This is a genomic window from Luteimonas sp. gir (assembly GCF_037198055.1).
Lineage (GTDB): Bacteria > Pseudomonadota > Gammaproteobacteria > Xanthomonadales > Xanthomonadaceae > Luteimonas > Luteimonas citri_A.
In genome coordinates, this window is the sequence record NZ_JBBAXQ010000009.1 from 102,991 (window position 1) to 125,971 (window position 22,981).

The window sequence follows — 22,981 nt, forward strand, 5'->3', positions numbered from 1 at the left end:
CGTGGATCCCGCGCGATGAGGGCTTTTGGCCCCTTCCCCCGCAGGCGGGGGAAGGCTGGGATGGGGCCGCTTTCTGCGACCAGCCCGTTCCCCCACCCGACACGCTGTCGCGTGTCGACCTCCCCCGCGCGCGGGGGAGGTTGATCTCGCGCGATCCCCCGCACGCGGAGGAGGTGGATCCCGCGCGATGAGGGCTTTTGGCCCCTTCCCCCGCAGGCGGGGGAAGGCTGGGATGGGGGCCGCTTTCTGCGACCAGCCCGTTCCCCCACCCGACACGCTGTCGCGTGTCGACCTCCCCCGCGCGCGGGGGAGGTATGCCCTGGGCGTTGAACAGCTCGCGCTGGAAGAGCGACCTCTCCCGCGCGCGGGGGAGGTATGCGGCGCAGTCCGCACCTTTGCAAGCCACGGCCCGTCCTGTCCAGAATGCCGGCTCCCCCCGCGCTGCCTTCGCCATGTCCTCGACGCCGCCCAACTCGAAAGGCCGTGTGCTGTTCGCCAGCCTGATCGGCACGACCATCGAGTTCTTCGACTTCTATATCTACGCCACGGCCGCGGTGCTGGTGTTTCCGGCGCTGTTCTTTCCCGACGCCGATCCGGCCGCAGCCACGCTGCAATCGCTCGCCACGTTCGCATTGGCCTTCATCGCCCGCCCGATCGGGTCGGCGGTCTTCGGCCACTATGGCGACCGCATCGGACGCAAGGCCACGCTCGTCGCCGCGCTGCTGACGATGGGCATCTCCACCGTCGTCATCGGCCTGCTGCCCACGCACGCCCAGATCGGCATCGCCGCGCCGATCGCGCTGGCGCTGTGCCGCTTCGGCCAGGGCCTGGGACTGGGTGGCGAGTGGGGTGGGGCGGTGCTGCTGGCGACCGAGAATGCGCCGCCCGGCAAGCGCGCCTGGTACGGCATGTTTCCGCAGCTCGGCGCGCCGCTGGGCTTCTTCCTGTCGACCTCCACCTTCCTGCTGCTTGGCCGGCTGATGGACGAGGCCGCGTTCCTCGCCTGGGGCTGGCGCATTCCGTTCCTGGCCAGCGCCCTGTTGGTGCTTGTCGGCCTGTGGGTGCGCCTGCGCATCACCGAGACGCCCGACTTCCAGCGCGTGCTCGACCGCCATGCGCGGGTGCGCCTGCCGATGCGCGAGGTGCTGCTGCGCCATGGGCGCGGCGTGCTGCTGGGCACGCTGCTCGCGCTGGCGACCTTCGTGCTGTTCTACCTGATGACAGTCTTCGCGTTGAGCTGGGGCACTGCGCAGCTCGATTACACCCGCGAGGAGTTCCTGCTGCTGCAACTGGTCGGCGTGCTGTGCTTCGCCGCGACGATTCCGGTGTCGGCGCTGTATGCCGACCGCGTCGGCCGTCGTCGCACGATGATCCTGGCCTGTATCGCGATCGCGCTGTTCGGCCTGCTGGGCTTTGCGCCGTTGTTCGTCGCGGGCAGCCCCGGTGCCACGCTCGTGTTCCTGATGCTCGGCCTGGCGCTGATGGGCCTGACCTATGGCCCGGTCGGCACGCTGTTGGCCGAGCTGTTCCCCGCCACGGTGCGTTACACCGGCGCCTCGCTGGCGTTCAACCTGGCCGGCATCTTCGGCGCCTCGCTCGCGCCGTATCTGGCGACCTGGCTGGGCGGGCGCTTCGGCCTGCATGCGGTCGGCGCCTATCTCGCGGTGGCGGCGCTGCTGAGCCTGTGCGCGCTGTTGGCCTTGCCGCGCGACCGCCCGGCGGCATGCGCGCGCGCAGGCGCGGGCCGCGCCACGTAGACTGATCCGCCGCTATGCCGGAGTCCCGCATGAACATCTGGCTGCTGTCCAGCATCGCGCTCGCTGCGGTTGTGGGCATGGCGCTGCCGCTGCAGGCATTGCTCAATGCGCGCCTGGGCGCGCTGACCCACGGGGCGCTGTTCGCGTCCTTCGTCTCGTTCGCCGTCGGCACCTGCGCGCTTGGCGTTGCACTCGCAGCCAGCCGCACACCTTGGCCGTCGCTGCGCGAGCTCGTCGCGCTGCCGCCGTGGCTGTGGCTGGGCGGGTTGATCGGCGCGGTATTCGTGTTCAGCGGCACCTTGCTGGTGCCGCGGCTCGGCGCGGCCGGGATGATCTGTCTGATCGTGGCCGGGCAATTGGTGGGTTCGCTGCTGGTCGATCACTTCGGTGTGCTCTCGCAGCCGCGTCCGATCGACGCGATGCGGGTGGTCGGCGCGTTGCTGGTGGGCGTCGGCGCACTGCTGGTGGTGCGGCCGTGGCGGGTGGCGACATGACCCGGCCGGCCCCGATCGCGTTGCCGGCGCCGATGCGGGCCGCGCTGGAGGCCGCCTACGCCACGCCGCCGCGCGCGTATCACAACCTCGACCATGTGGCCGAGTTGCTCCGCCATTACGATGCCGTCACCGCGGCCGAGGGCTGGGCGCAGCCGGTCGAGGTGTGGCTGGCGGTGCTCTATCACGACGCGATTTACGAGGCCGGTCGCAGCGACAACGAGTCGCGCTCGGCGCAGTTGGCGGCCGATGCGATCGCGCGTTGGCTGCCTGAGGCGGGCGTCGACGTCGCGCGCGTGGTCGAACTGATCGAACTCACCGCGCGCCACGGCAGCCTCGCGCCAAACGACTTCCCGCCCGATGCGCAGGGCGACGACACCCGCCGGTTTCTCGACTGCGACATGGCGATCCTCGGCGCCGAGCCAGCTGCGTTCGATGCCTACGACCGCGGCATCGCGTCCGAGTACCGCCACGTGCCGCGCTGGCTCTACGCGCTCAACCGGCGACGCTTTCTCAAGTCGCTGCTGGTGCGCGACCGGCTGTATCTCGACGACGGCTTCCATGCCCGGCTCGATGCGCAGGCGCGCCACAACCTGCGCCGCGCGGTGACGACCAAGCGCTGAGGCCGGGCTATCATCGGTGCACGCTGCCACTGCAGCGTCGCCGTCTCCGTCTTCTTCGATCGCCATGGCCAAACTGCTGCTCAACCTGCGCTACGTGCCCGAAGACGAGGCCGCCGACGTGCGCGCCTTCCTCGACGAGGCGCGCATCGACTGGTATCAGACCCGGCCCAGCCCGTTCGGGATCTCGCTGGGCGGTATCTGGCTGCGCGATAACGATGACCTGCCGCGCGCCAAGGCGCTGATGGCCGACTACCAGGCCAAGCGCCAGACCCAGGCGCGCGCCGCGCAGGCCCAGGCCGAGCGCGACGGCACCGCCGAGACCTTCGCCGACATCGTGCGCGAGAATCCGTTGCGCGTGGTGCTGATCGTCGCCGCGATCGTGGCGCTGATCGGGCTGATGGCGGTGCCCGGGTACATGCTCTCGCGCTGAGCCCACGTCACGCCGGGGCGACGTCAGGCGCTGCAAGCTCGCGCCCGTCCCGTCGTCGTCCTGGCCGGCATCGCTGCCGGCGGACGGGGACGGGCGATCCTTCGCACTCGATGAGCGCATCGCCATGTCCGGCACGCCGACCCGCGCGCAGCCCAAACCCAAGAGCAAGCCCTGGACACGGCCGAATCCGAAGCCGCGACCCGCACGCACCCGGTTGAGCACGGCGCAGAAGAACGCAGCGCAGCAGCGGGCCGACGAGAACGGTCGGCGTTATCCCAACCTCGTCGACAACATGTGGGCCAGTCGCCATCTCGCGAAGGACGGCTCGCCGAAAGCGTGAGCGCGGTTCGGCAGGCATGACCATCGGCACGGCGTCAGACGCGCCGGCATTGTTAAGGTCGATGGTTGCCCGCGCGCGCGGGCCCGCCCATCGCCCTTCGGAGATTCCATGCGCCGACCCCGACCGCTGCAGCCGCTGCTGCTCGCGAGCCTGATCGCCACGTTCGCCCTGCCTGCCGCCGCGCAGCGCGACATCCGCTTCGACAGCGCACAGGCCCCGGCCGGCGGCACGCTGGTACTGGCGGTCCCGGAAGCGACCGATGGCGCGGTGCGCAGCAGTGCGTTCGCGCGGATCGACGACGCCAGCCAAGGCGCACTCTCGCGGGCCATCGCCGCTGCCGGCTTTAGCGGCAGGGCGGACAGCCAGCTCGATCTGCCGGGGATCGCCGGCTACGACCGCGTGCTGCTGATCGGGACCGGGGCGGGCACGCCCGATGCGCGCCGGATCGAGGACGTCGGCGGCCTCGTCGGACGGTTCGCCGCGCGCAGTCGGGCGCCGCAGGTCGACGTGCTGTGGGAGGGCACCGAAGCGGGCGCCGCCGCGCACCTCGCGTTCGGCGCCGCGTTGGGCCAGTACCGCTTCGACAAATACCGCAGCAGTGGCGATACCGAAGCAACCGGCACCGGCACCCTGGTCGTGCGCAGTCCCGCCGGCGCCGATGCTGCGCGTCAGTGGGACGGCGATTGGAAGGCGGTGGCCGAGGGTGTGGCGTTCGCGCGCGATCTCGTCACCGAGCCGGCCAACGTGCTGTACCCGGAGACGTTCGTCGCACGCACGCGTGCAGCCTTCGCCGGCAAGTCGAACGTCAGCATCGAGGTACTCGACGTGCCGGCGATGGAGAAGCTGGGCATGGGCAGCCTGCTGGCCGTGGGGCAGGGCAGTGCGCGGCCACCGCGGCTGATGGTCGTGCGCTACAACGGCGGCGCGCGCGGCGAGGCCCCGGTCGCGTTCGTCGGCAAGGGCATCACCTTCGACACCGGCGGCATCTCGATCAAGGGCAGCGAGAACATGTGGCGCATGAAGTACGACATGACCGGCGCGGCCAGCGCGACCGGTGCCGTGCTCGCGCTCGCCGGCCGCAACGCCAAGGTCAACGCCGTGGCCGTCGCCGCACTGGCCGAGAACATGCCCTCGGGCACCGCCGCGCGTCCCGGCGACGTGGTGCGTACCGCGTCCGGCAAGACCTACGAAATCATGAGCACCGATGCCGAAGGGCGCATGGTGCTGGTCGATGCGCTGTGGTACGTGCAGCGTCAGGACAACCCGCGGGTGATCGTCGACATCGCCACGCTGACCGGCGCGATCGTCACCGCGCTGGGCAATGACTACGCCGGCCTGTTCACCCGCGACGATGCCCTGGCCGCACAGCTGACCGCCGCCGGTCAGGCCGCCGGCGAGCCGGTCTGGCGCATGCCGATGCATCCGGGCTACGGCAAGCTACTCGAATCGCCGATCGCCGACCTGCGCAACGGCGGCGGCCGCCCGGGCTCGGGCACGGCGGCGCACTTCATCGGCGAGTGGATCGATCCGGGCCGGGCCTGGGCGCATCTGGACATCGCCGGCATGGCCTGGCGCGACGGCAACGAGTTGCCGACAACCCCGGCCGGCGCATCGGCCTATGGCGTGCGGCTGTTCGACCGCTTCGTGCGGGACAACTACGAGCGCTGAGGTCCAGCCACCGCACGCCATTGCAATCGCGCGCCCTCCTCGCGGCGCGAGGGCTGTCCCGCAACAACGGCACGCCGATGCGATCGTGCTCCTTCCCCCGCGGCGCGGGAGAGGCTGTCCCGCGGCAACTGCACGCCGTTGCGATCGTGCTCCCTCCCCCGCGGCGCGGGGGAGGGTTGGGGTGGGGGCATGGGCCGCGGGCGGAACGTCTCGACTCCCGAGATCGGCGCACATGTCTCGCTCCGGTTGTTCGGCGCCCCGAGCGTTCGCGCGCTTCCAACCGATTCCCGCAGGGAGCGCACGTCGGCGCAGAGGCCGTGGGCGGGCACCGCTACAATTGCGTCCATGATCGACAACCTCGCCGCCTACCACTTTGTCGCCATCGACGACCCGACTGCCGTCGCCGACTGGCTGCGCGCGCTGGCCGAAGCCGGCGAGCTGCGCGGTACGGTGCTTGTCGCGCCTGAGGGCATCAATCTGTTCTTGGCCGGCCGCGTCGAGGCGATCGATGCACTGGTCGCGGCGGTCCGCAGCGATCCCCGCTTCGCCACGCTGCAGGTCAAGCGCAGCCGCAGTGAATCGGTGCCGTTCGCGCGCCTGAAGGTCAAGGTCAAGCGCGAGATCATCAGCTTCCGCCGGCCCGATGCAATGCCCTTGGCCGCACCGGCGCGCGCGCCCGACGTCGCGCCCGAAGATCTGGCGCGCTGGATCGCGCAGGGCCACGACGATGCCGGTCGCCGGCTGGTGCTGCTCGACACGCGCAACCGCGAGGAGATCGCCCACGGCAGCTTCGCCGGCGCGCTGACCCTGCCGATCGACAACTTCACCGAGCTGCCCGATGCGCTCGCGCCGCACCGCGACGGACTGCGCGATGCGACCGTCGTGAGCTTCTGCACCGGCGGCATCCGGTGCGAGAAAGCGGCACTGTGGATGCGCGCCGACGGCATGGACAACGTGCTGCAGCTCGACGGCGGCATCCTGGGCTACTTCGAGCGCGTCGGCGGCTTCGGCTACGACGGCCGCTGCTTCGTCTTCGACGACCGCGTCGCGCTCGATCCCGCGCTGCGCCCGCTGCACGACGGCGCGGAGGCCGCATGAGTTGGCTCGGTTTCGTGCTGGTCATCGTCGGCATCTGGCTCGCGTTCAAGGTCGCGGGCGTGGTGCTGCGGCTACTGGTGACCGTACTGATCCTGGTCGCGGCCTACTGGTGGCTGGCGCCGTACTTCGGCTGGCCGCCGTTGGCCGAGGTCTGGCACGTGCTGGGGCCGGACGTCCGTCTGCCGGATGTGTCGTTGCCGGAGATCGGGGGACGGCTGTAAGAGGCAAGCCCGTGCCCCCACCCGACGCGCGGTGCGCGTCGACCTCCCCCGCAGGCGGGGGAGGTGTGCGCTTGTCCGTTCTCCCATAACGCGCGGCGTCGCTCTGCTCCTTCCTCCGCGAAGCGGGGCATTGCGGCCTTTACCGGAGGGTTGGAATGGGTGTGCTTCTGGGGCGGCCCGGTATCTCCACTCGGGCGCTTCCGCTCAGCCGAACTCCCGCGACGGCAGCACGAAGCGGCGATCGGGACGGCCGACCAGGTCGAGAAAGGTATTGAAGACCGCTTCGGCGCGCGCCTGCATCGGGGCGATGTGCTGGGCGGTGAGTGCGCGGATCGCCTCGGCGTCGTGCGGCAGGCCGGCGCTGGCGAGCTCGTCGCGATAGGCCGGCGTGCCGAGCCAGCGTTCGATCAGCGGCGCGTCCATTTCCAGATGGAACTGGAACCCGTAGGCGTTGTCGCCGTAGCGGAAGGCCTGCTGCTCGCAACTGTCGGTGCGTGCTAGGTGCACGGCGCTGCTGGGGATTTCGAAATGCCGGCCATGCCACTGGAACACCGGCGCGCCTGCGCCGAGCGGGGCGAGCACGGGGTCGCTGAGCCCGGCCTCGGTGCTGCGTAGTGGATACCAGCCGATCTCCGGCCGCGCGATGCGCCGTACCGGCGCGCCGAGCACGTGCGCCAGCAGCTGCGCGCCCAGGCAGATCCCCAACACGGGACGGCCGAGTTCGAGCATGCGCTCGATCGCGCGCAACTCGGTCAGCAGGTGCGCCCGCGCATGCCGGTCCTCGACGTTCATCGGACCGCCCAGCACGATCAGGCCGCGGTAGCGGTCGACATTGGGCTGCGCATCGGGTTCGCGCTCGAAGTTGACGAAGCGGATTCGATGCCCACGCCGGCGGATCAGCGGATCGAGTGTCCCCAACGGCTCGGCGGCGACATGCTGGAAAACGAGAATGCGGGGCATCTCCCGATTCTAGGCACACTCCAAACCGGGATCCAAAAACCGGGGTCAGAGTCGAATTTCGCTACGGAACGCCGGGGTCGAACGCACGTCAGGCGAAATTCGACTCTGACCCCGGTTTGGGGTTGAGTCAGTCGCGGCGGGGGCCTTTGCGCGGACCGCCGGGGCGGAAGCCGGGTTTGCCGTGCGGCTTGCCGGCGAACGGGCGCTTGCCGGTACGCGGCGGGGCGGCGGCCATATCGGCCTCCTCGGCGCGGCGCATGCGGATCGACTGGCCGGCGACGCGGACTTTCTTCAGGTGTTCGAGCAGTTCGCGCGGCATGCCTTCGGGCAGGTCGACCAGGCTGTAGTCGTCGCGGATGTCGATCCGGCCGATATAGCGGCTTTCCAGGTCGGCCTCGTTGGCGATCGCGCCGACGATGTTGCCAGGCTGCACGCCGTGCACATAGCCGACTTCGATGCGGAAGGTCTCCATACCCACGTCGGGCTCGCGCGGGCCCTGGTCGGGACGCGGCGCGCGGGGTTCGCGGGGTTCCCGCGGCTCGCGTGCGGCGCGCGAGGCCTCACGACCGCCGGGGCGCTCGATGAACTCGCGCTCGAACGGCTTCTCGGGCTTGCGCGGCGGGTCGAGCAGCAGCGGCGTGTCGCCCTGGACCAGCGTGGCCAGGGCCGCGGCGATCTCGACGGCGGGCACGTTGTGCTCGCGCTCGTAGCGTTCGACCAGATCGCGGAACTGCGCCAGCTGCGGGCTCTCCAGCGCGCCAGTGATCTTCTCCAGGAAGCGATCGACGCGGCGTTCGTTGACGATCTCGACCGTCGGCAGCTGCATCTGCTCGATCTTTTGCCGGGTCGCACGCTCGATCGCGCCGAGCATGCCGCGCTCGCGCGGGGCCACGAACAGGATCGCCTCGCCGCTGCGTCCGGCGCGACCGGTGCGGCCGATCCGGTGCACGTAGCTCTCGGTGTCGTAGGGGATGTCGTAGTTGAGCACGTGGCTGATGCGCTCCACGTCCAGTCCGCGCGCGGCGACATCGGTCGCGACGAGCACGTCGATGCGGCCATCCTTGAGCTGCTGGATGGTCTTCTCGCGCTGCTTCTGGTCGAGGTCGCCGTTGATCGCGGCCGCGGCGAGGCCGCGCGCCGAGAGCTTCTCGGCCAGTTCTTCGGTCGCCAGCTTGGTGCGCGCGAAGATGATCATCGCGTCGAACGGCTCGGCTTCCAGGATCCGGGTCAGCGCATCGAGCTTGTTGGTACCGCTGACCATCCAGTAGCGCTGGCGGATATTGGCGGCGGTCGTGGTGGTCGCCTTGATCGCGATCTCGACCGGCTCGCGCAGGTAGGTCTGCGCGATGCGCCGGATCTGCGTCGGCATCGTCGCCGAGAACAGCGCCACCTGGCGCGAGTCGGGCGTCTTCTTCAGCACGGCTTCGACATCGTCGATGAAGCCCATGCGCAGCATTTCGTCGGCCTCGTCGAGCACCAGCGCGCGCAGTTCGGACAGGTCCAGCGAGCCGCGCTCGAGGTGGTCGATCACCCGGCCGGGCGTGCCGACGATCACCTGCACGCCGCGCTTGAGCGCCGACAGCTGCTGGCCGTAGCCCTGGCCGCCGTAGATCGGCAGCACGTGGAAGCCGGGCATGTGCGCGGCGTACTTCTGGAACGCCTCGGCGACCTGGATCGCCAGCTCGCGGGTGGGGGCGAGCACCAGTGCCTGCGGCTTGTGGGCGGCCGGGTCGATGCGCGCCAGGATCGGCAGCGCGAATGCGGCGGTCTTGCCGGTGCCGGTCTGGGCCTGGCCGAGCACATCGCGGCCCTCGAGCAGCGGCGGAATGGTCGCGGCCTGGATCGGCGACGGCGACTCGTACCCCACGCCGGCCAGCGCGCGCAGCAGCGGCTCGGGCAGGGCGAGGTCGGTGAACTTGGGGGTCGAAGCGGGGGCGATGGGCGTCTCGGCGCTCATGGTGCGGTCTCTCGTAGCGCCGGCGCAGTGCCGGTCGGGGGAACCGCATAGTGTAACCCGCCATGGCGTCTGGATTGACGGAAGACGGCGCAAACGCCAGCGAGACGCCGGGCAGGGGCGCAGCGCAGGCGTGGTCCCGGTTCTGGTGCGGGCACCTGCGATGAGGCCCGGCGAGGTCCTGATCCTGAGCGAGCGCAGCAGACGGGCACGGCCATCGGGGGCAGGCTTGCAGCGATTGCCGGCCCCCACGGTGCGCGGGCCGCCCCGATTCTCCGCGTCTTGTCATGCCCTGGCCCATCATGGCGGCCACGAGCCGAATGCAGAGGACCCGATGGCGACGATCCGCGTGCATCACCTGAACAACTCCCGCTCCCAGCGCGTGCTGTGGTTGCTCGAGGAACTGGGGCAGCCCTACGAGGTCGTGCGCTACCAGCGCGACGCCCGCACGATGCTCGCCCCCGAGACGCTGCGCGCGGTGCATCCGCTGGGCAAGTCGCCGGTGGTCGAGCTCGATGGCCGCGTACTGGTGGAGTCGGGGGCGATCGTCGAAACCCTGGTCGAGCGCTTCGACCCCACACATACGCTGTCGCCCGAACCGGGCGACGAGGACGCCCGGCTGCGCTACCGGCAATGGCTGCATTACGCCGAAGGCTCGGCGATGCCGCCGCTGCTGCTGACCCTGGTGATGGCGCGCCTGCGCAGCGCGCCGATGCCGTTCTTCGTGCGGCCGATCGCGCGCGGCATTGCCGACCGGACGATGCAGGCCTTCGTCGGCCCGCAACTGGGCACCCATCTTGGCTATGTCGAGCATGAACTGCAGGCGCAGCCCTGGCTGCTTGGCGAGCGCTTCAGCGCGGCCGACATCCAGATGAGCTTTCCGCTGGAGGCGGCGGTAGCACGCGCCGGCGAGTACGTCGGTCCCCGCATCCGAGACTTCGTCGAGCGGATCCATGCACGGCCAGCCTACCGCCGCGCGCTCGAGGTCGGCGGTCCCTACGAGCTGGGGCGATGAGCGCGACGGTCCTGCCGCAGGTCGCGCTGGCGCATGGCCTGCGCTTCGAGAACCGGTTCGTGCGCGAGTTGCCGGGCGATGCCGAGGCCGGCAGCCGGCGGCGCCAGGTCGAGGGCGCATTGTGGTCGCCGGTGCTGCCGACGCCGGTTGCCGCGCCGCGCCTGCTCGCGCATTCGGCCGAGATGGCGCAGGCGCTGGGCTTCGATGCCGACACCATCGCCTCGCCGGCGTTCGCGCAGGTCTTCGGCGGCAATGCGCTGGCGCCGGGCATGATGCCCTATGCCAGCAACTACGGCGGGCATCAGTTCGGGCATTGGGCCGGGCAGCTCGGCGATGGCCGCGCGATTACACTGGGCGAGGGCGTCGCCGACGACGCCCAGCGCTGGGAACTGCAGCTCAAGGGCGCCGGTCCCACGCCGTACTCGCGCACGGCCGATGGGCGGGCGGTGCTGCGCTCGTCGATCCGCGAATTCGTCTGCAGCGAGGCGATGCATCACCTGGGGATCCCGACCACCCGTGCGCTGTCGCTGGTGGCCACCGGCGATGCGGTCGTGCGCGACATGTTCTACGACGGCCATCCGGCCGCCGAGCCGGGCGCGGTGGTGTGCCGGGTTGCGCCGTCGTTCGTGCGGTTCGGGCATTTCGAGCTGCCGGCCGCGCGCGGCGACCTTGCGCTGCTCAAGCGGCTGGCCGACTTCACGATCGCGCGCGACTTCCCGCATCTGGCCGGCCAGGGCGAGACGCGGTACGGCGACTGGTTCGCAGAGGTCTGTACCCGCACCGCGACAATGATCGCCGGCTGGATGCGCGTGGGCTTCGTGCACGGCGTCATGAACACCGACAACATGTCGATTCTGGGCCTGACGATCGACTACGGGCCGTATGGCTGGGTCGACGATTACGACCCGGAATGGACGCCCAACACCACCGATGCCCAGGGCCGGCGCTATCGCTTCGGTTGGCAGCCGCGCATCGCGCACTGGAACCTCGGGCGACTGGCGCAGGCGCTCGCGCCGCTGTTCGGTGAGGTCGCGCCGCTGCAGGCCGGGCTCGACGCCTATGCCGCTGGCTACGGCGCTGCCGATCGCAACAACACCGCCGCCAAGCTCGGTTTGCCGGATGCGCGCGAAGGCGACGTCGCGCTGATGCAGCGCCTGTACGGCCTGCTGCAGGCAGGAGAGGTCGATATGACGCTGTTCTTCCGAGGGCTGGCCGATCTCGACCCGGCCGCGCCGTCGCTCGATGTGGTCGACGAGGCGTTCTACGAGCCGGCGCGCCGTGCGGCGGTCGAGGACGGGCTGGTCGCGTGGTTGCGCGACTATGCCGCGCGCCTGGCCGACACCGCCGAACCTGCCGAGGGCCGGCGAGCGCGCATGCACGCGGCCAATCCGCGCTACGTGCCGCGCAACTACCTGGCCCAGCAGGCGATCGACCGCGCCGAGGGCGGCGATGCGGCGGGCATCGCGGAGTTGCTGGACGTGCTGCGCCGCCCCTACGCCGACCAGCCGGGGCGCGATGCCTTCGCCGGCCGCCGTCCGGACTGGGCGCGCACGAAGCCGGGCTGCTCGATGCTGTCGTGCAGTTCCTGACGGCGCGTGCCTGCCGGGGCGATCGCGCGGGGATGTGGCGCCGGTCGTGACCGCGGTCGCGGCTTGCCGACACCGGGCATGGCAGGCTGGCGTGGTCTCTGGCCGCCTGGAGTTTTCATGAAAGCGCTCGCCGCCTCGCTCTCGCTGCTGCTGCTCGCCGCGTGCTCCGACGCCGATCGCGCAGCGACGCCCCCCAGCACCACGGCCGACCCCGGCGCTGCATCGCCATCGGACGCCCGCACCACGCCCGCTGCTTCGCTCGGCACAGCCGGCGCTGCGGCGCCGGCGCCGGAAACCGCCCCATTCTGTCCGGACGACGAGACCGTGGTGTTCGGCTGCCGCCACGCGGCGGGCGTCGATGCGCTGTGCGGGTCGCCCGACGGCGCGCGCATCACCTACCGAAGCGGCGCCGCGCAGGGCGCGGCACCACCCGCGGTCTATCCGTTCGACGACACCGCGCCGTCGCATGCATTTCGTGGCGGCACGTTGGTGTACTCGGGCGGTGGCGGTGCCTTCCTGCGCTTCGATCACCAGGGGCAGGTCCACACGCTGTACACCGGCATCGGCCGTGGCTGGGACAAGGCGGGCGTGGTGATCGCGTCGACTGGCGGCGCTGCGGTCGAGCGCAGTTGCGACGGTGATGCCGTCTCGCAGATCGGGCCCGCACTGTTCACCCAATACGGCATCCCAACCGACCCGGAAGGCTTCGAGATTCCCTGAGTGCGATGCGCGCGGTGCCCGGCGTCAGGCGCGTTGAGGGCCGGTCGCAGGGCAGCCGGCCGATCGCGTCACTGCCGGCGCTCCGCAATGCACGCCGGCACCGGCCATCGCCGGTGGCGCAGCGGGGCTCAGTCCAGGATCGCGCTGGCGCGCGCGTAGTAGGCCTCGCGGTCGGCCAGGCCGTTGGTGCCGCCATTGATCAACCGCGTCACTTGGGTGAAGTCGCCGGCATCGGCGGCGGCATTGATATCGCGGCTCTGCCAGTACCAGGCCGCAATCCGCGCGGCGTTCTCGGGCTGCGCGGCGAGCTCGGGGTTGTTCACCAGGTCCAGGCCGAGGGCGCGCCCGGCCTCGGTGTAGTTGTGACGGCCGGTCACCTGGATGTAGCCGCGGCCCTTGTAGCGCTCGCCGTCGCCTGGCTGGGTGTTGCCCAGGTCCGCGCGGCCTTCGTACGCCGCGCCGCTGGCGATCTCCTCCATGTAGTGGAAGCCGCCGCTCTCGTGCGCCAGCTGGGCGATGAACATCGCCTGGCGCTGCGGCGTGTCGATATTGGCCTCGGCCATCGCGGCGTTGAGGTGCGGCGCGACCGCCTCGGCCTTTGCGGCGCTGAGCGTGGGCACGATCTGCTGCAATTCGGCTGCGGTGACGCCGCCCGCCCCGCCTGTGGCTGGCGGTGCGGTCGGGTCCGGGCCCGTCACAGGACCGGCGCCGTCGCCACCGGTGCCGCCAGGCAACTGGATGCGGTCGCCGACGACGATCAGGTCGGGGTTGCGGATCTGCGGGTTGGCCTCGAGCAGTGCCTGCACCGTCGTGCCGTTGGCCGAAGCGATGCCCGACAGCGAGTCGCCGGGCTGCACGGTGTAGCTGCCACCGGCGCTGCTCGCCGCCTGCGTGGAGCCGCCAGGGACGTTGATGGCATCGCCGGGATAGATGACATCGGGGTTCAGCACCTGCGGGTTCGCCGCCAGCAGCTTGTCGAGCGGCACACCGAGCTGTGCGGCCAGGCCGGACAGCGTATCGCCGTGCTGGACAGTGACCGAGCGTCCGGAGGCCGGATCGGTGGCGGGCAGGGCGGCCTGCGGGCCGACGGCGGAAATGGCGTTCATCGACGTCTCCTTCGTGGCGGATCGCGATGCAGCGCATGCGGTGCGATCAGGTTGTCATCCTGGATACCGCCATGCCACGGGCGCTCCAACTAGGGAAAGCCCTAAGGCGCCCGGTTCAGGGACGTTGGATCGTCGAGACTGAGACGGCGGTCCGGTCAGCGGCGCGGGCCGCTACACTGTGCGGATGCCTTTGATGACCTTGAATGCCGTCGACTACAGCGTCGGCGGCCCTTTGCTGCTGGACGGTGTCGAGCTGTCGATCGACCGGGGCGAGCGGATCGCGCTGATCGGCCGCAACGGTGCCGGCAAGTCCACCCTGATGCGCCTGATCGATGGCGAGCTCAAGCCCGACGACGGCGAGATCCGCCGCGAGCAGGGCGTGCGCGTGACGCGCCTGGAGCAGGAAGTGCCCGCGGGCGCCGACGGCAGCATCTTCGATGTGGTGGCGGGCGGTCTGGGCGAGGCGGGCGCGGCGCTGGCCGAATACCACCGCCTGCTGCACGCCGAGGACTACGACGCACTCGCCGACGTCCAGGCGCGCATCGACGCCCTCGACGGCTGGCGCATCGACCAGCGTGTGACCGAGGTCCTCGAACGCCTGCAGCTCGACGGCGATGCGGCCTTCACCCGGCTGTCTGGCGGCATGAAGCGCCGCGTGCTGCTGGCGCGTGCGGTGGTGTCGGCGCCGGACATTCTGCTGCTCGACGAACCGACCAATCATCTTGATATCGCCGCGATCGACTGGCTCGAAGGCTTCCTCAAGCAGTGGCCCGGCGCAATCGTGTTCGTCACCCATGACCGCCGATTCCTGCGTTCGCTGGCCACGCGCATCATCGAGATCGATCGCGGCAAGCTGACCAGCTGGCCCGGCGACTGGGACAACTACGTGCGCCGCCGCGAGGAACGCCTCAACGCCGAAGCCCAGGAGCAGGCGCGCTTCGACAAGATGCTGGCGCAAGAAGAAGCGTGGATCCGCCAGGGCATCAAGGCCCGTCGCACCCGCGACGAAGGCCGCGTGCGCCGGCTCAAGGCGATGCGCGTCGAACGTGCGCAGCGCCGCGATCTCACCGGTAACGTGCGCATGGCGGCGGCCTCGGCCGGCAATTCCGGCAAGAAGGTCGTCGAGCTCAAGGACATCAGCTTCGGCTTCGGCGATCGCGTCCTGATCCGCGATTTCTCCACGACGATCTTCCGCGGCGATCGCATCGGCCTGATCGGCGCCAACGGCACCGGCAAGACCACGCTGCTCAAGCTGCTGCTGGGCGAACTGCAGCCGCAGACCGGTGAGGTGCGCGCGGGCACGCAGCTTCAGATCGCGTACTTCGACCAGTACCGCGCGACGCTGCGCGAGGACTGGAACGCGTTGGAGAACGTGGCCGAGGGCCAGGACTTCGTCGAGATCAACGGCACCCGCAAGCACGTGATCGGCTATCTGCAGGATTTCCTGTTCACGCCCGAACGCGCGCGTGCGCCGATCACCCGCCTGTCGGGCGGCGAGCGCAACCGTCTGCTGCTGGCCAAGCTGTTCGCGCAGCCGTCCAACCTGCTGGTGATGGACGAACCGACCAACGACCTCGATGTCGAGACGCTGGAACTGCTCGAAGAACTGCTGGGCGAGTATCCCGGCACGCTGCTGCTGGTCAGCCACGACCGCGACTTCCTCGACAACGTGGTCACCTCGACGCTGGTGATGGAAGGCGAGGGTCACGTCGGCGAGTACATCGGCGGCTACGAGGACTGGCTGCGCCAGCGCCCACAGCCGGGCGAGGCGCTGCCGGCGACCACGCTCGCGCCGAAATCCGCGGCGAGCGCGGTCCAGGCCGCGTCGGCGCCAGCAGTGGCCGAGGCGCCGGTGGCGGCCAAGCGCAAGCTCAGCTACAAGGATCAGCGCGAACTCGAACAGTTGCCCGGTCGCATCGAGCAGTTGGAGACCGACATCGCGCGCATGACCGAGGAGATGAACACGCCGGCCTTCTATCAGCGCGATCCCTCGGCGATCGCCGCGCACGGCCAGGCGTTGCAGCAGGCGCAGGACGCGCTCGATGCGGCCTACCTGCGCTGGACCGAACTCGACGCCTGACCCTCAACCACGACGGACGCCCCGTGCTGATCACTCGACCGCTGCCCGCCGACACCGATCTGCTCGCGCTGCAGCGCGCCGCGCCCGCGCGCCATCCGCTGCTGCTGCAGTCGGTCGCGCACGGCACCGCACAATCGCGCTGGGACCTGCTGCTGGCGACCGACGGTGCCTCGCTGCGGCTGGATGCCGACGGCACCACCCGCGACGCCGACGATCGCAGCCTCGAGGGCGCGTTTCTCGACTTGCTCGATGCCCAGTGGCGTGCCGCACGCATCGATCGCGATGAGCCGCGCTGGCCCTTTCGCGGTGGCTGGGCGCTGTACCTGGGCTATGAACTCGCCAGTCAGGTCGAACCGGTGCTGGCGCTGCCTGCCGCGGTCGGCCAACTGCCGGTCGCGATCGCCTGGCGCTGCCCGGCCGCGGTGCTGCGCGACCACGCCACTGGCGAGGTCGTCGCGGTCGCCGAGCCCGGCCACGCCGCGCTGCTCGATGCGCTGACCGAGGCGGCCTCGGTGTCGCCTGCGCCGTTGCCGGCCTGGCGCGCGCCGCTCGCGCTCGACGAAGACGCCCCGGCGCGCTTCACCGACGGTGTGCGCCGCGTGCTCGACTACCTCGCCGCCGGCGACGTGTTCCAGGCCAACCTCTCGCGCGGCTGGCGTGCGACCTTCGACGGCGCGCTCGATCCTGCCGCGCTGTACGCCCGCCTGCGCGAGCACAACCCCGCACCGTTCGCCGGCCTGCTGCAGGGCGCGGGCTGGGCGGTCGCCAGCGCTTCGCCCGAACGTCTGGTCTCGGTGCGCGGCGATCTGGTCGAGACCCGGCCGATCGCCGGCACCCGCGCCCGCTTCGACGGCGACGACGACCTGGCCCGCGTACAGGAACTGGTGGGCCATCCGAAGGAGCGCGCCGAGCACGTGATGCTGGTGGACCTGGAGCGCAACGACCTGGGACGCGTGTGCGTGGCCGGCAGTGTCGAAGTCGACGAGCTGATGTGCGTGGAGAGCTACGCGCACGTGCACCACATCGTCAGCAACGTGCGCGGCCGGCTGCGGGCGGATGCGACGCCCGGGCGGACGATCGCCGCGGTGTTCCCCGGCGGCACGATCACCGGCTGCCCGAAGGTCCGCTGCATGCAGATCATCGCCGAACTCGAAGGCCTGGGCCGTGGCGCCTACACCGGCGCGATGGGCTGGCTCAATCGCGACGGCGACCTCGACCTCAACATCCTGATCCGCAGCGCCGAGATCGAAGGCGACACCGCCCGCTTCCGCACCGGCGCCGGCATCGTCGCCGACTCCGACCCCCAGCGCGAACTCGACGAAACCCGCGCCAAGGCCCGCGGCACCCTCCGCGCGCTGGGGTGCGATGGCTGACGCGTTCGTCGCGCGACGAAGGACGCCCTCTGCGATGACCTCCCGCCCGCGGGGGGGGGGGGGCGCGCATCGCGAGTCGGGTGGGGGCAGGAGCTCGCGAAAAGCAGCCCCCATCCCAGCCTTCCCCCGTAAAAACGGGGGAAGGAGTTAAAGCGTCATCGCGCGAGATCACCTCCCCCGCTCGCGGGGGAGGTCGGCGCGCAACGCGCGCCGGGTGGGGGCATGGGCTCGTCGCGTAAAGCGCCCCCATCCCAACCTTCCACCCGTGAAGGGTGCAATGCCCCGTAAACGGGGGAAGGAGCCAAAGCCATCATCGCGCGAGATCACCTCCCCCGCTCGCGGGGGAGGTCGGCGCGCACGCGCGCCGGGTGGGGGCAAGCGCCGTCAGTGCTCCGTCACCGACACCAGCGGCACGCGCTTGACGCCACACAGCAGCCGGTACGCGCTCGTCTGGCTGCGGGCGACGACTTCGCCGGCCGGGATCTGGCGGCCCCACAGTTCGACACGGCTGCCGACGCCCGCGTCCGGATGCTCGGTCAGATCGACGGTGAGCATGTCCATCGACACCCGTCCGATCAACTGGCCCGGGAGCCCGTCGATCGCGACCGGCGTGCCGGTGGCGGCGAACTGCGGATAGCCGTCCGCGTAGCCCATTGCCACGACGCCCACGCGCGTCGGACGCGGTGTGACGAACGTGCCGCCGTAGCCCACGGGTTCGCCGGCCGGCAGCTCGCGCACGGCGATCACCTGCGACTCGAGCGTCATCACCGGTTGCAACTGCGCCGCGGCCGGATGGCCGGGCGCGAATGGCGATGCGCCATAGAGCATCAGCCCCGCGCGTCCCCAGTCGCCGCGTGCCTGCGGCCAGGTGAGCAGGGCGGGGGAGTTGCACAGGCTGGTCTCGCCCGGCAGGTCGGCAGTGACCGCGGCGAACGTGGCGATCTGCTCGCGCGTGCGGTCATGCGCAGGCTCGTCGGCGCGCGAGAAGTGGGTCATCTTCACCAGACGGCCGACCTGCGGCAGCGCGCGCAGCCGGTGCCAAGTGTCGGCGTAGGCATCGGGATCGATCCCGACGCGGTGCATGCCCGAATCGAGCTTGAGCCACACGTCCAGCGGCCGCGACACCGTCGCGCGCGCGAGCGCCTCGACCTGCCAGGGCGCGTGCACCACCATCCACAGATCGTGCTCGGCAACCAACGGCAGCTCATCGGCGGCGAGCACGCCCTCCAGCAGCAGGATCGGTGCGGTGATGCCCGCTTCGCGCAGCGTCAGCGCTTCTTCCAGGAACGCGACCGCGAACCCGTCGGCTTCGCTCGACAGTGCCTGCGCGCAGCGCACCGCGCCGTGGCCATAGGCGTCGGCCTTGATCACCGCCAGGGCCTTGCCGCCGCCGAGCCGGCGAGCGAGTCGATAGTTGTGGCGCAGGGCGTCGAGGTCGATCAGCGCGCGAGCGGGGCGCATTGCGGTGTCCTTGCTGCGGGGGAAATCAGCGCGCCATTGTCGCGCCTGCGACGCTGCGCGTGTCCGACCGCGACGCAGTGTCCCGCGCGTGTCCGTAGCGAGAGAGGTCGAGCCCGTCGCCGCGGATCGCGGTCGGTTGCATCGCCATCAGGTCGGCCAGATAACGCCCGGAGCCACAGGCCATCGTCCACCCCAGCGTGCCGTGGCCGGTGTTGAGGAACAGGTTCCGGTAGCGGGTGGCGCCGACCACGGGTGTGCCGTCGGGCGTGGTCGGCCGCAGGCCGGTCCAGAAATCGGCCGCAGCGAGGTCGCCACCATGCGGATACAGGTCGCCGACCACTTTCTCCAGCGTCGCGCGCCGACGCGGGTCCAGGCGCATGTCGAAGCCGGCGACTTCGGCCATGCCGCCGACGCGGATCCGGGTGTCGAACCGGGTGATTGCGACCTTGTAGCTCTCATCGAGCACGGTGGAGACCGGCGCCATCGCCGGGTCGCGGATTGGGATCGTCAGCGAATAGCCCTTGAGCGGATACACCGGCACGTCCAGACCCAGCGGCCGCAACAAGGCCGGCGACCAACTGCCCAGCGCCATCACATAGCGGTCGAAACGTTCCAGGCGACCATCGATGCGCACGCCGTCGATCCGGTCGCCGCTGCCCTCGATGCGCTCGATCGTCTGTCCGAAGCGGAATGTCACGCCCGCGTCCCGGGCCAGTTCGGTCAGCCGCTCGGTGAACAGCCGGCAGTCGCCGGTCTGGTCATCGGGCAGGCGCAGCGCGCCGGTCAGGCGGTCGGCGACGCCGGCCAGCGCCGGCTCCACACGCGCGATGCCGGCGCGGTCGAGCAGTTCATAGGGCACCCCGGCCTCGTCGAGCACTGCGGTGTCGCGCCCGGCGTGATCGAGCTGCGCCTGGGTGCGGAACACCTGGAGCGTGCCCAACTGGCGCGCCTCGTAGGCGATGCCGGTCTCGGCGCGCAGGGCGTCCAGGCAGTCGCGGCTGTACTCGGCCAGCCGCACCATCCGCTCCTTGTTCACCGCATAACGTGCGGCGGTGCAGTTGCGCAGCATCTGCGCCAGCCACAGGTACTGCTGCGGATCGGAGGTGAGCCGGATTGCCAGCGGTGCGTGCCGTTGCATCAACCAGCGGATCGCCTTGAACGGCACGCCCGGCGCCGCCCACGGCGACGCGTAGCCGGGCGAGATCTGGCCGGCGTTGGCGTGGCTGGTCTCGCAGGCCGGGCCGTTCGCCCGGTCGACCACCGTCACCTCGAACCCGGCGCGCGCCAGATACCAGGCGCTCGTCACGCCGATCACACCGCTCCCCAGCACCAGCACCCGCATGTGCGCGACTCCGCAAGACATTTCGCCGGCGCAGGGCGCGGCCGGCACGCAATCCGCGCAGTATAGTGGCGGTCCGATAGTCGATTCCGCTGTTTTGAGGCGCGGTTCACGGCGGATTGTCCTGTCGCGCGCCGCTCTTGCCCGGAGTTTTTCATGCCCGTCCCGCGCACCACCCGCAGCCGCCCGCTCGACCGCATCGACGCGCGCATTCTGCGCATCCTGCAGGAGGATGCGCGCATCTCGTTCACTGAGCTCGGCGAGCGCGTCGGGCTGTCGACGACGCCATGCACCGAACGCGTCCGCCGGCTCGAGCGCGAGGGCGTGATCCAGGGCTATCACGCCCGGCTCGACCCCGCGCGGCTGAAGGCCGGGCTGCTGGTCTTCGTGCAGATCGGCCTGGCCTACAAGTCCGCCGATATCTTCGAGGAATTCCGCCGCGCCGCCCTGCGCGTGCCCAACGTGCTCGAGTGTCACCTGATGTCCGGCGATTTCGACTACCTGATCAAGGCCCGCATCCCGGAGATGGCCGCCTATCGCGAACTGCTCGGCAGCAGCCTGCTGACGCTGCCGCATGTGCGCGAATCGCGTAGCTACATCGTGATGGAGGAGATCAAGGAGACGCTGGCGCTGGCGATCCCCGACTGAGACGGCGGACAGCGCGTCCGCCCAACGTCTCACCGACGCCCGCCCTTGCCATGGCCCGCATCCGCTGCCCCCGCTGTCTGCGCCCGGTCTCGCATTGCCTGTGCGCGTGGATCCCCGATCTGTGCAGTCGCGCCCGGGTGCTCGTGCTGCAGCATCCCGACGAGGCGGCGCATCCGCTCAACACCGCGCGGCTGGCCGCCCTCGGCTTGCGCCACGCCACGCTGTGGGTGGGCGAGCGGTTTGCCGACCTGCCGGCCTGGCTCGAGGCGCCCGGTGTGCGTGCGCTGCTGCTGTTTCCGGGGGAGACGGCCGTCGATCCCGCGACATGGACGGCAGCAGGCGAGGGCGCGCAGACGCTGCTCGTCGTTCCGGACGGCACCTGGCGCACCGCCCGTCGCCTGCTGCGCCTGAACCCGGCACTCGCGGCGCTGCCGCGTCTGGCGCTCGCGCCGGACCGGCTATCGCGCTACCGCGTGCGCCGCGCCCGAGAACCGCATGCACTCGCGACCGTTGAGGCCATCGCCGCCGCACTCGACGTGCTCGAGCCCGGTGGCGGATTCGAGGCGTTGCTCGCCCCGTTCGACGCGATGGTCGATGGGCAGATCGCGGCGCAGCAAGCGCGGGAAGCGGGCGAGGCGGGCGAGGCGGAGGTGTCGGCAGATACCGCGATTACGGACGAAGCCGGGGCCGCAGACAGATAAGCCATGGACGGCGCATGACGTGCGTTGTGCTCTCGCATGCGTGTTCGTGGGGGGAGACGCCATCGCGCCAGTCCGTGCCCCCACCCGCCACGCTGCGCGTGTCGACCTCCCCCACGCGTGGGGGAGGTGACATCGCAGCGTCGGCTTCGGGCCTACCCTCGCCGAACTCCCTCACGCGTAGGGAGGGGCCCATGCGACGTCGCGTCGCTGGCGTCTTTCCGTCTGTGGGGAAGAAGCATGCGCCGCCCGCGCTTACTTCGTGAAGGGGGCGCGTGACGACTCCTTCCCCCGCTTGCGGGGGAAGGTTGGGATGGGGGCGCTTTTCACGCGCGGGTCTGGTCCTTCCGAGAGCTGCGCGCGTTGTGCCTTGCGGCGGACGTGGCCATGCGTCTCGGTGTGGGTTACTTCGTCTTCATCTGCAATGAAGCGGACGCGCTGCTACTCCTTCCCCCGCTTGCGGGGCATTGCGCCCTTCACGGGTGGAAGGTTGGGATGGGGGCGCTTTCGCGCTTTTCGCTGCGCGGTTCGCGCGCGCCTTGACCCCACGCAGCAATGGCATGCTTGCCGACTGTTCCCGCCTTGATGGATCCGCCGATGTCCCTCCCGCTCTCCGACCAGATCGTCCTCGTCACCGGTGGCGCCCGCGGCCTGGGGGCCGCGATCGTGCGCGCGTTCCTGGGCCAGGGCGCGCGTGTGGTGGTCAATCATTTCCGCAGTGCCGCGGCCGCGCAGGCGCTGCAAGACGAGTTCGGCCCCGAACGCGCGCTCGCACTGCGCGCCGATGTCACCGATCCCGCGCAGGTCGCTACATTGTTCGAGCAGGCGCGCGCCCGGTTCGGTGCGCCGGTGACCACCGTGGTCAACAATGCGCTCGTCGATTTCGCGTTCGATGGCGATGCGCGCCCGCAGGGCGAGACGATCGATTGGGCGCGGTTTTCCGCGCAGTTCGAGGGCAGCGTGCGCGGGGCACTGAATACGATCCAGGCCGCCGCGCCCGGCATGCGCGAGCGCGGCTTCGGGCGCGTGATCAACATCGGCACCAACCTGTTCCAGAACCCGGTCGTCCCGTACCACGACTACACCGCGGCCAAGGCCGCGCTGCTCTCGCTCACGCGCACGATGGCCGCCGACCTCGGTCCGCACGGCATCACCGTGAACATGCTGTCGGGCGGGCTGTTGCGGACCACCGATGCGAGCGCCGCGACCCCCGACGCGGTATTCGACCTGATCGCCGCCAGCACCCCGCTGCGCCGCGTGACCACGCCGGCCGAATTCGCCGACGCGGTGCTGTTCTTCGCCTCGCCGTGGGCGCGCGCCGTGACCGGCCAGAACCTCGTCGTCGACGGCGGCCTGGTCAAGGACTGAGCGGTCGCGGCCCCTGCGACCGCCCCCGCGCACGCTGCCGCG

Annotated in this window: 21 protein-coding genes; 16 read left to right on the forward strand and 5 right to left on the reverse strand. The window is 70.6% G+C overall.

Annotated elements, in window-relative coordinates:
* Nucleotides 1–452: 452 nt before the first annotated feature.
* The 8 genes from WAF18_RS12400 (at nucleotide 453) to WAF18_RS12435 (ending at nucleotide 6,628) form a co-directional block, all read left to right on the forward strand.
* Nucleotides 453–1,757, forward strand: coding sequence for an MFS transporter (locus WAF18_RS12400; protein WP_337245368.1), 1,305 nt, complete (start codon nucleotides 453–455; stop codon nucleotides 1,755–1,757).
* Between the two features lie 29 nt (nucleotides 1,758–1,786).
* Nucleotides 1,787–2,251: a DMT family transporter gene (locus WAF18_RS12405; RefSeq protein ID WP_337245369.1), complete on the forward strand. Its 465-nt coding sequence runs from the start codon at nucleotides 1,787–1,789 to the stop codon at nucleotides 2,249–2,251.
* On the forward strand, nucleotides 2,248–2,871 hold the full coding sequence (locus WAF18_RS12410) for a hypothetical protein (protein WP_337245370.1): 624 nt from the start codon (nucleotides 2,248–2,250) through the stop codon (nucleotides 2,869–2,871). Before WAF18_RS12405 ends, WAF18_RS12410 begins: the two co-directional genes overlap by 4 nt.
* Before the next feature lie 64 nt (nucleotides 2,872–2,935).
* A complete protein-coding gene (locus WAF18_RS12415) occupies nucleotides 2,936–3,301 on the forward strand; it encodes a DUF6164 family protein (RefSeq protein ID WP_337245371.1) in 366 nt (121 codons plus the stop codon).
* 124 nt (nucleotides 3,302–3,425) lie between these two features.
* Entirely contained in the window at nucleotides 3,426–3,641 is a 216-nt protein-coding gene (locus WAF18_RS12420) for a hypothetical protein (protein WP_337245372.1), read from the forward strand.
* A 108-nt stretch (nucleotides 3,642–3,749) separates the two neighbouring features.
* Complete coding sequence (locus tag WAF18_RS12425) at nucleotides 3,750–5,309, forward strand: leucyl aminopeptidase (RefSeq protein ID WP_337245373.1); 1,560 nt, start codon at nucleotides 3,750–3,752, stop codon at nucleotides 5,307–5,309.
* 345 nt (nucleotides 5,310–5,654) lie between these two features.
* Nucleotides 5,655–6,407, forward strand: a complete 753-nt coding sequence (locus WAF18_RS12430; protein WP_337245374.1) for a sulfurtransferase — start codon at nucleotides 5,655–5,657, stop codon at nucleotides 6,405–6,407.
* Nucleotides 6,404–6,628: a hypothetical protein gene (locus WAF18_RS12435; protein ID WP_337245375.1), complete on the forward strand. Its 225-nt coding sequence runs from the start codon at nucleotides 6,404–6,406 to the stop codon at nucleotides 6,626–6,628. The genes WAF18_RS12430 and WAF18_RS12435 overlap by 4 nt, the downstream gene beginning before the upstream one ends.
* Before the next feature lie 204 nt (nucleotides 6,629–6,832).
* On the opposite strand, the gene WAF18_RS12440 is transcribed toward WAF18_RS12435, so the two are convergent.
* Together WAF18_RS12440 and WAF18_RS12445 are read right to left on the reverse strand one after the other, a co-directional pair.
* Nucleotides 6,833–7,588: a glutamine amidotransferase gene (locus WAF18_RS12440; RefSeq protein ID WP_337245376.1), complete on the reverse strand. Its 756-nt coding sequence runs from the start codon at nucleotides 7,586–7,588 to the stop codon at nucleotides 6,833–6,835.
* A 127-nt stretch (nucleotides 7,589–7,715) separates the two neighbouring features.
* Nucleotides 7,716–9,545 (reverse strand): DEAD/DEAH box helicase, encoded by a 1,830-nt coding sequence (locus WAF18_RS12445; RefSeq protein ID WP_337245377.1) that lies wholly within the window; start codon nucleotides 9,543–9,545, stop codon nucleotides 7,716–7,718.
* A gap of 331 nt (nucleotides 9,546–9,876) precedes the next feature.
* Here WAF18_RS12445 and WAF18_RS12450 point away from each other — a divergent pair, with 331 nt between their 5' ends.
* The 3 genes from WAF18_RS12450 to WAF18_RS12460 all read left to right on the forward strand — a co-directional run bounded on the left by WAF18_RS12450 (nucleotide 9,877) and on the right by WAF18_RS12460 (nucleotide 12,866).
* Nucleotides 9,877–10,557, forward strand: a complete 681-nt coding sequence (locus WAF18_RS12450; protein WP_337245378.1) for a glutathione S-transferase — start codon at nucleotides 9,877–9,879, stop codon at nucleotides 10,555–10,557.
* Complete coding sequence (locus WAF18_RS12455; protein ID WP_337245379.1) at nucleotides 10,554–12,146, forward strand: protein adenylyltransferase SelO family protein; 1,593 nt, start codon at nucleotides 10,554–10,556, stop codon at nucleotides 12,144–12,146. Before WAF18_RS12450 ends, WAF18_RS12455 begins: the two co-directional genes overlap by 4 nt.
* A 117-nt stretch (nucleotides 12,147–12,263) precedes the next feature.
* The gene (locus tag WAF18_RS12460) at nucleotides 12,264–12,866 is read left to right on the forward strand and encodes a hypothetical protein (RefSeq protein WP_337245380.1); all 603 of its coding nucleotides are present in this window, start codon (nucleotides 12,264–12,266) and stop codon (nucleotides 12,864–12,866) included.
* A gap of 128 nt (nucleotides 12,867–12,994) precedes the next feature.
* On the opposite strand, the gene WAF18_RS12465 is transcribed toward WAF18_RS12460, so the two are convergent.
* Nucleotides 12,995–13,972 carry a LysM peptidoglycan-binding domain-containing protein gene (locus tag WAF18_RS12465; RefSeq protein WP_337245381.1) on the reverse strand — a complete coding sequence of 326 codons (978 nt, stop codon included), beginning with the start codon at nucleotides 13,970–13,972 and terminating at the stop codon, nucleotides 12,995–12,997.
* 184 nt (nucleotides 13,973–14,156) lie between these two features.
* Here WAF18_RS12465 and WAF18_RS12470 point away from each other — a divergent pair, with 184 nt between their 5' ends.
* Nucleotides 14,157–16,052: an ATP-binding cassette domain-containing protein gene (locus WAF18_RS12470; protein ID WP_337245382.1), complete on the forward strand. Its 1,896-nt coding sequence runs from the start codon at nucleotides 14,157–14,159 to the stop codon at nucleotides 16,050–16,052.
* 23 nt (nucleotides 16,053–16,075) lie between these two features.
* Nucleotides 16,076–17,425: an aminodeoxychorismate synthase component I gene (locus WAF18_RS12475; protein WP_337245383.1), complete on the forward strand. Its 1,350-nt coding sequence runs from the start codon at nucleotides 16,076–16,078 to the stop codon at nucleotides 17,423–17,425.
* 384 nt (nucleotides 17,426–17,809) lie between these two features.
* Here the strand turns inward: WAF18_RS12475 and alr are convergent, their stop codons facing one another.
* Together alr and WAF18_RS12485 are read right to left on the reverse strand one after the other, a co-directional pair.
* A complete protein-coding gene (alr, locus tag WAF18_RS12480) occupies nucleotides 17,810–18,886 on the reverse strand; it encodes an alanine racemase (protein WP_337245384.1) in 1,077 nt (358 codons plus the stop codon).
* Nucleotides 18,887–18,911: 25 nt separating this feature from the next.
* The gene (locus WAF18_RS12485; RefSeq protein WP_337245385.1) at nucleotides 18,912–20,228 is read right to left on the reverse strand and encodes a D-amino acid dehydrogenase; all 1,317 of its coding nucleotides are present in this window, start codon (nucleotides 20,226–20,228) and stop codon (nucleotides 18,912–18,914) included.
* Between the two features lie 153 nt (nucleotides 20,229–20,381).
* Here WAF18_RS12485 and WAF18_RS12490 point away from each other — a divergent pair, with 153 nt between their 5' ends.
* The 3 genes from WAF18_RS12490 (at nucleotide 20,382) to WAF18_RS12500 (ending at nucleotide 22,939) form a co-directional block, all read left to right on the forward strand.
* Nucleotides 20,382–20,873, forward strand: a complete 492-nt coding sequence (locus WAF18_RS12490) for an AsnC family transcriptional regulator (RefSeq protein WP_183425550.1) — start codon at nucleotides 20,382–20,384, stop codon at nucleotides 20,871–20,873.
* A 50-nt stretch (nucleotides 20,874–20,923) separates the two neighbouring features.
* Nucleotides 20,924–21,574, forward strand: coding sequence for a tRNA-uridine aminocarboxypropyltransferase (locus WAF18_RS12495; protein WP_337245386.1), 651 nt, complete (start codon nucleotides 20,924–20,926; stop codon nucleotides 21,572–21,574).
* A 582-nt stretch (nucleotides 21,575–22,156) separates the two neighbouring features.
* Nucleotides 22,157–22,939 (forward strand): 3-oxoacyl-ACP reductase, encoded by a 783-nt coding sequence (locus WAF18_RS12500; protein ID WP_337245387.1) that lies wholly within the window; start codon nucleotides 22,157–22,159, stop codon nucleotides 22,937–22,939.
* The last annotated feature ends 42 nt before the right edge of the window (nucleotides 22,940–22,981 follow it).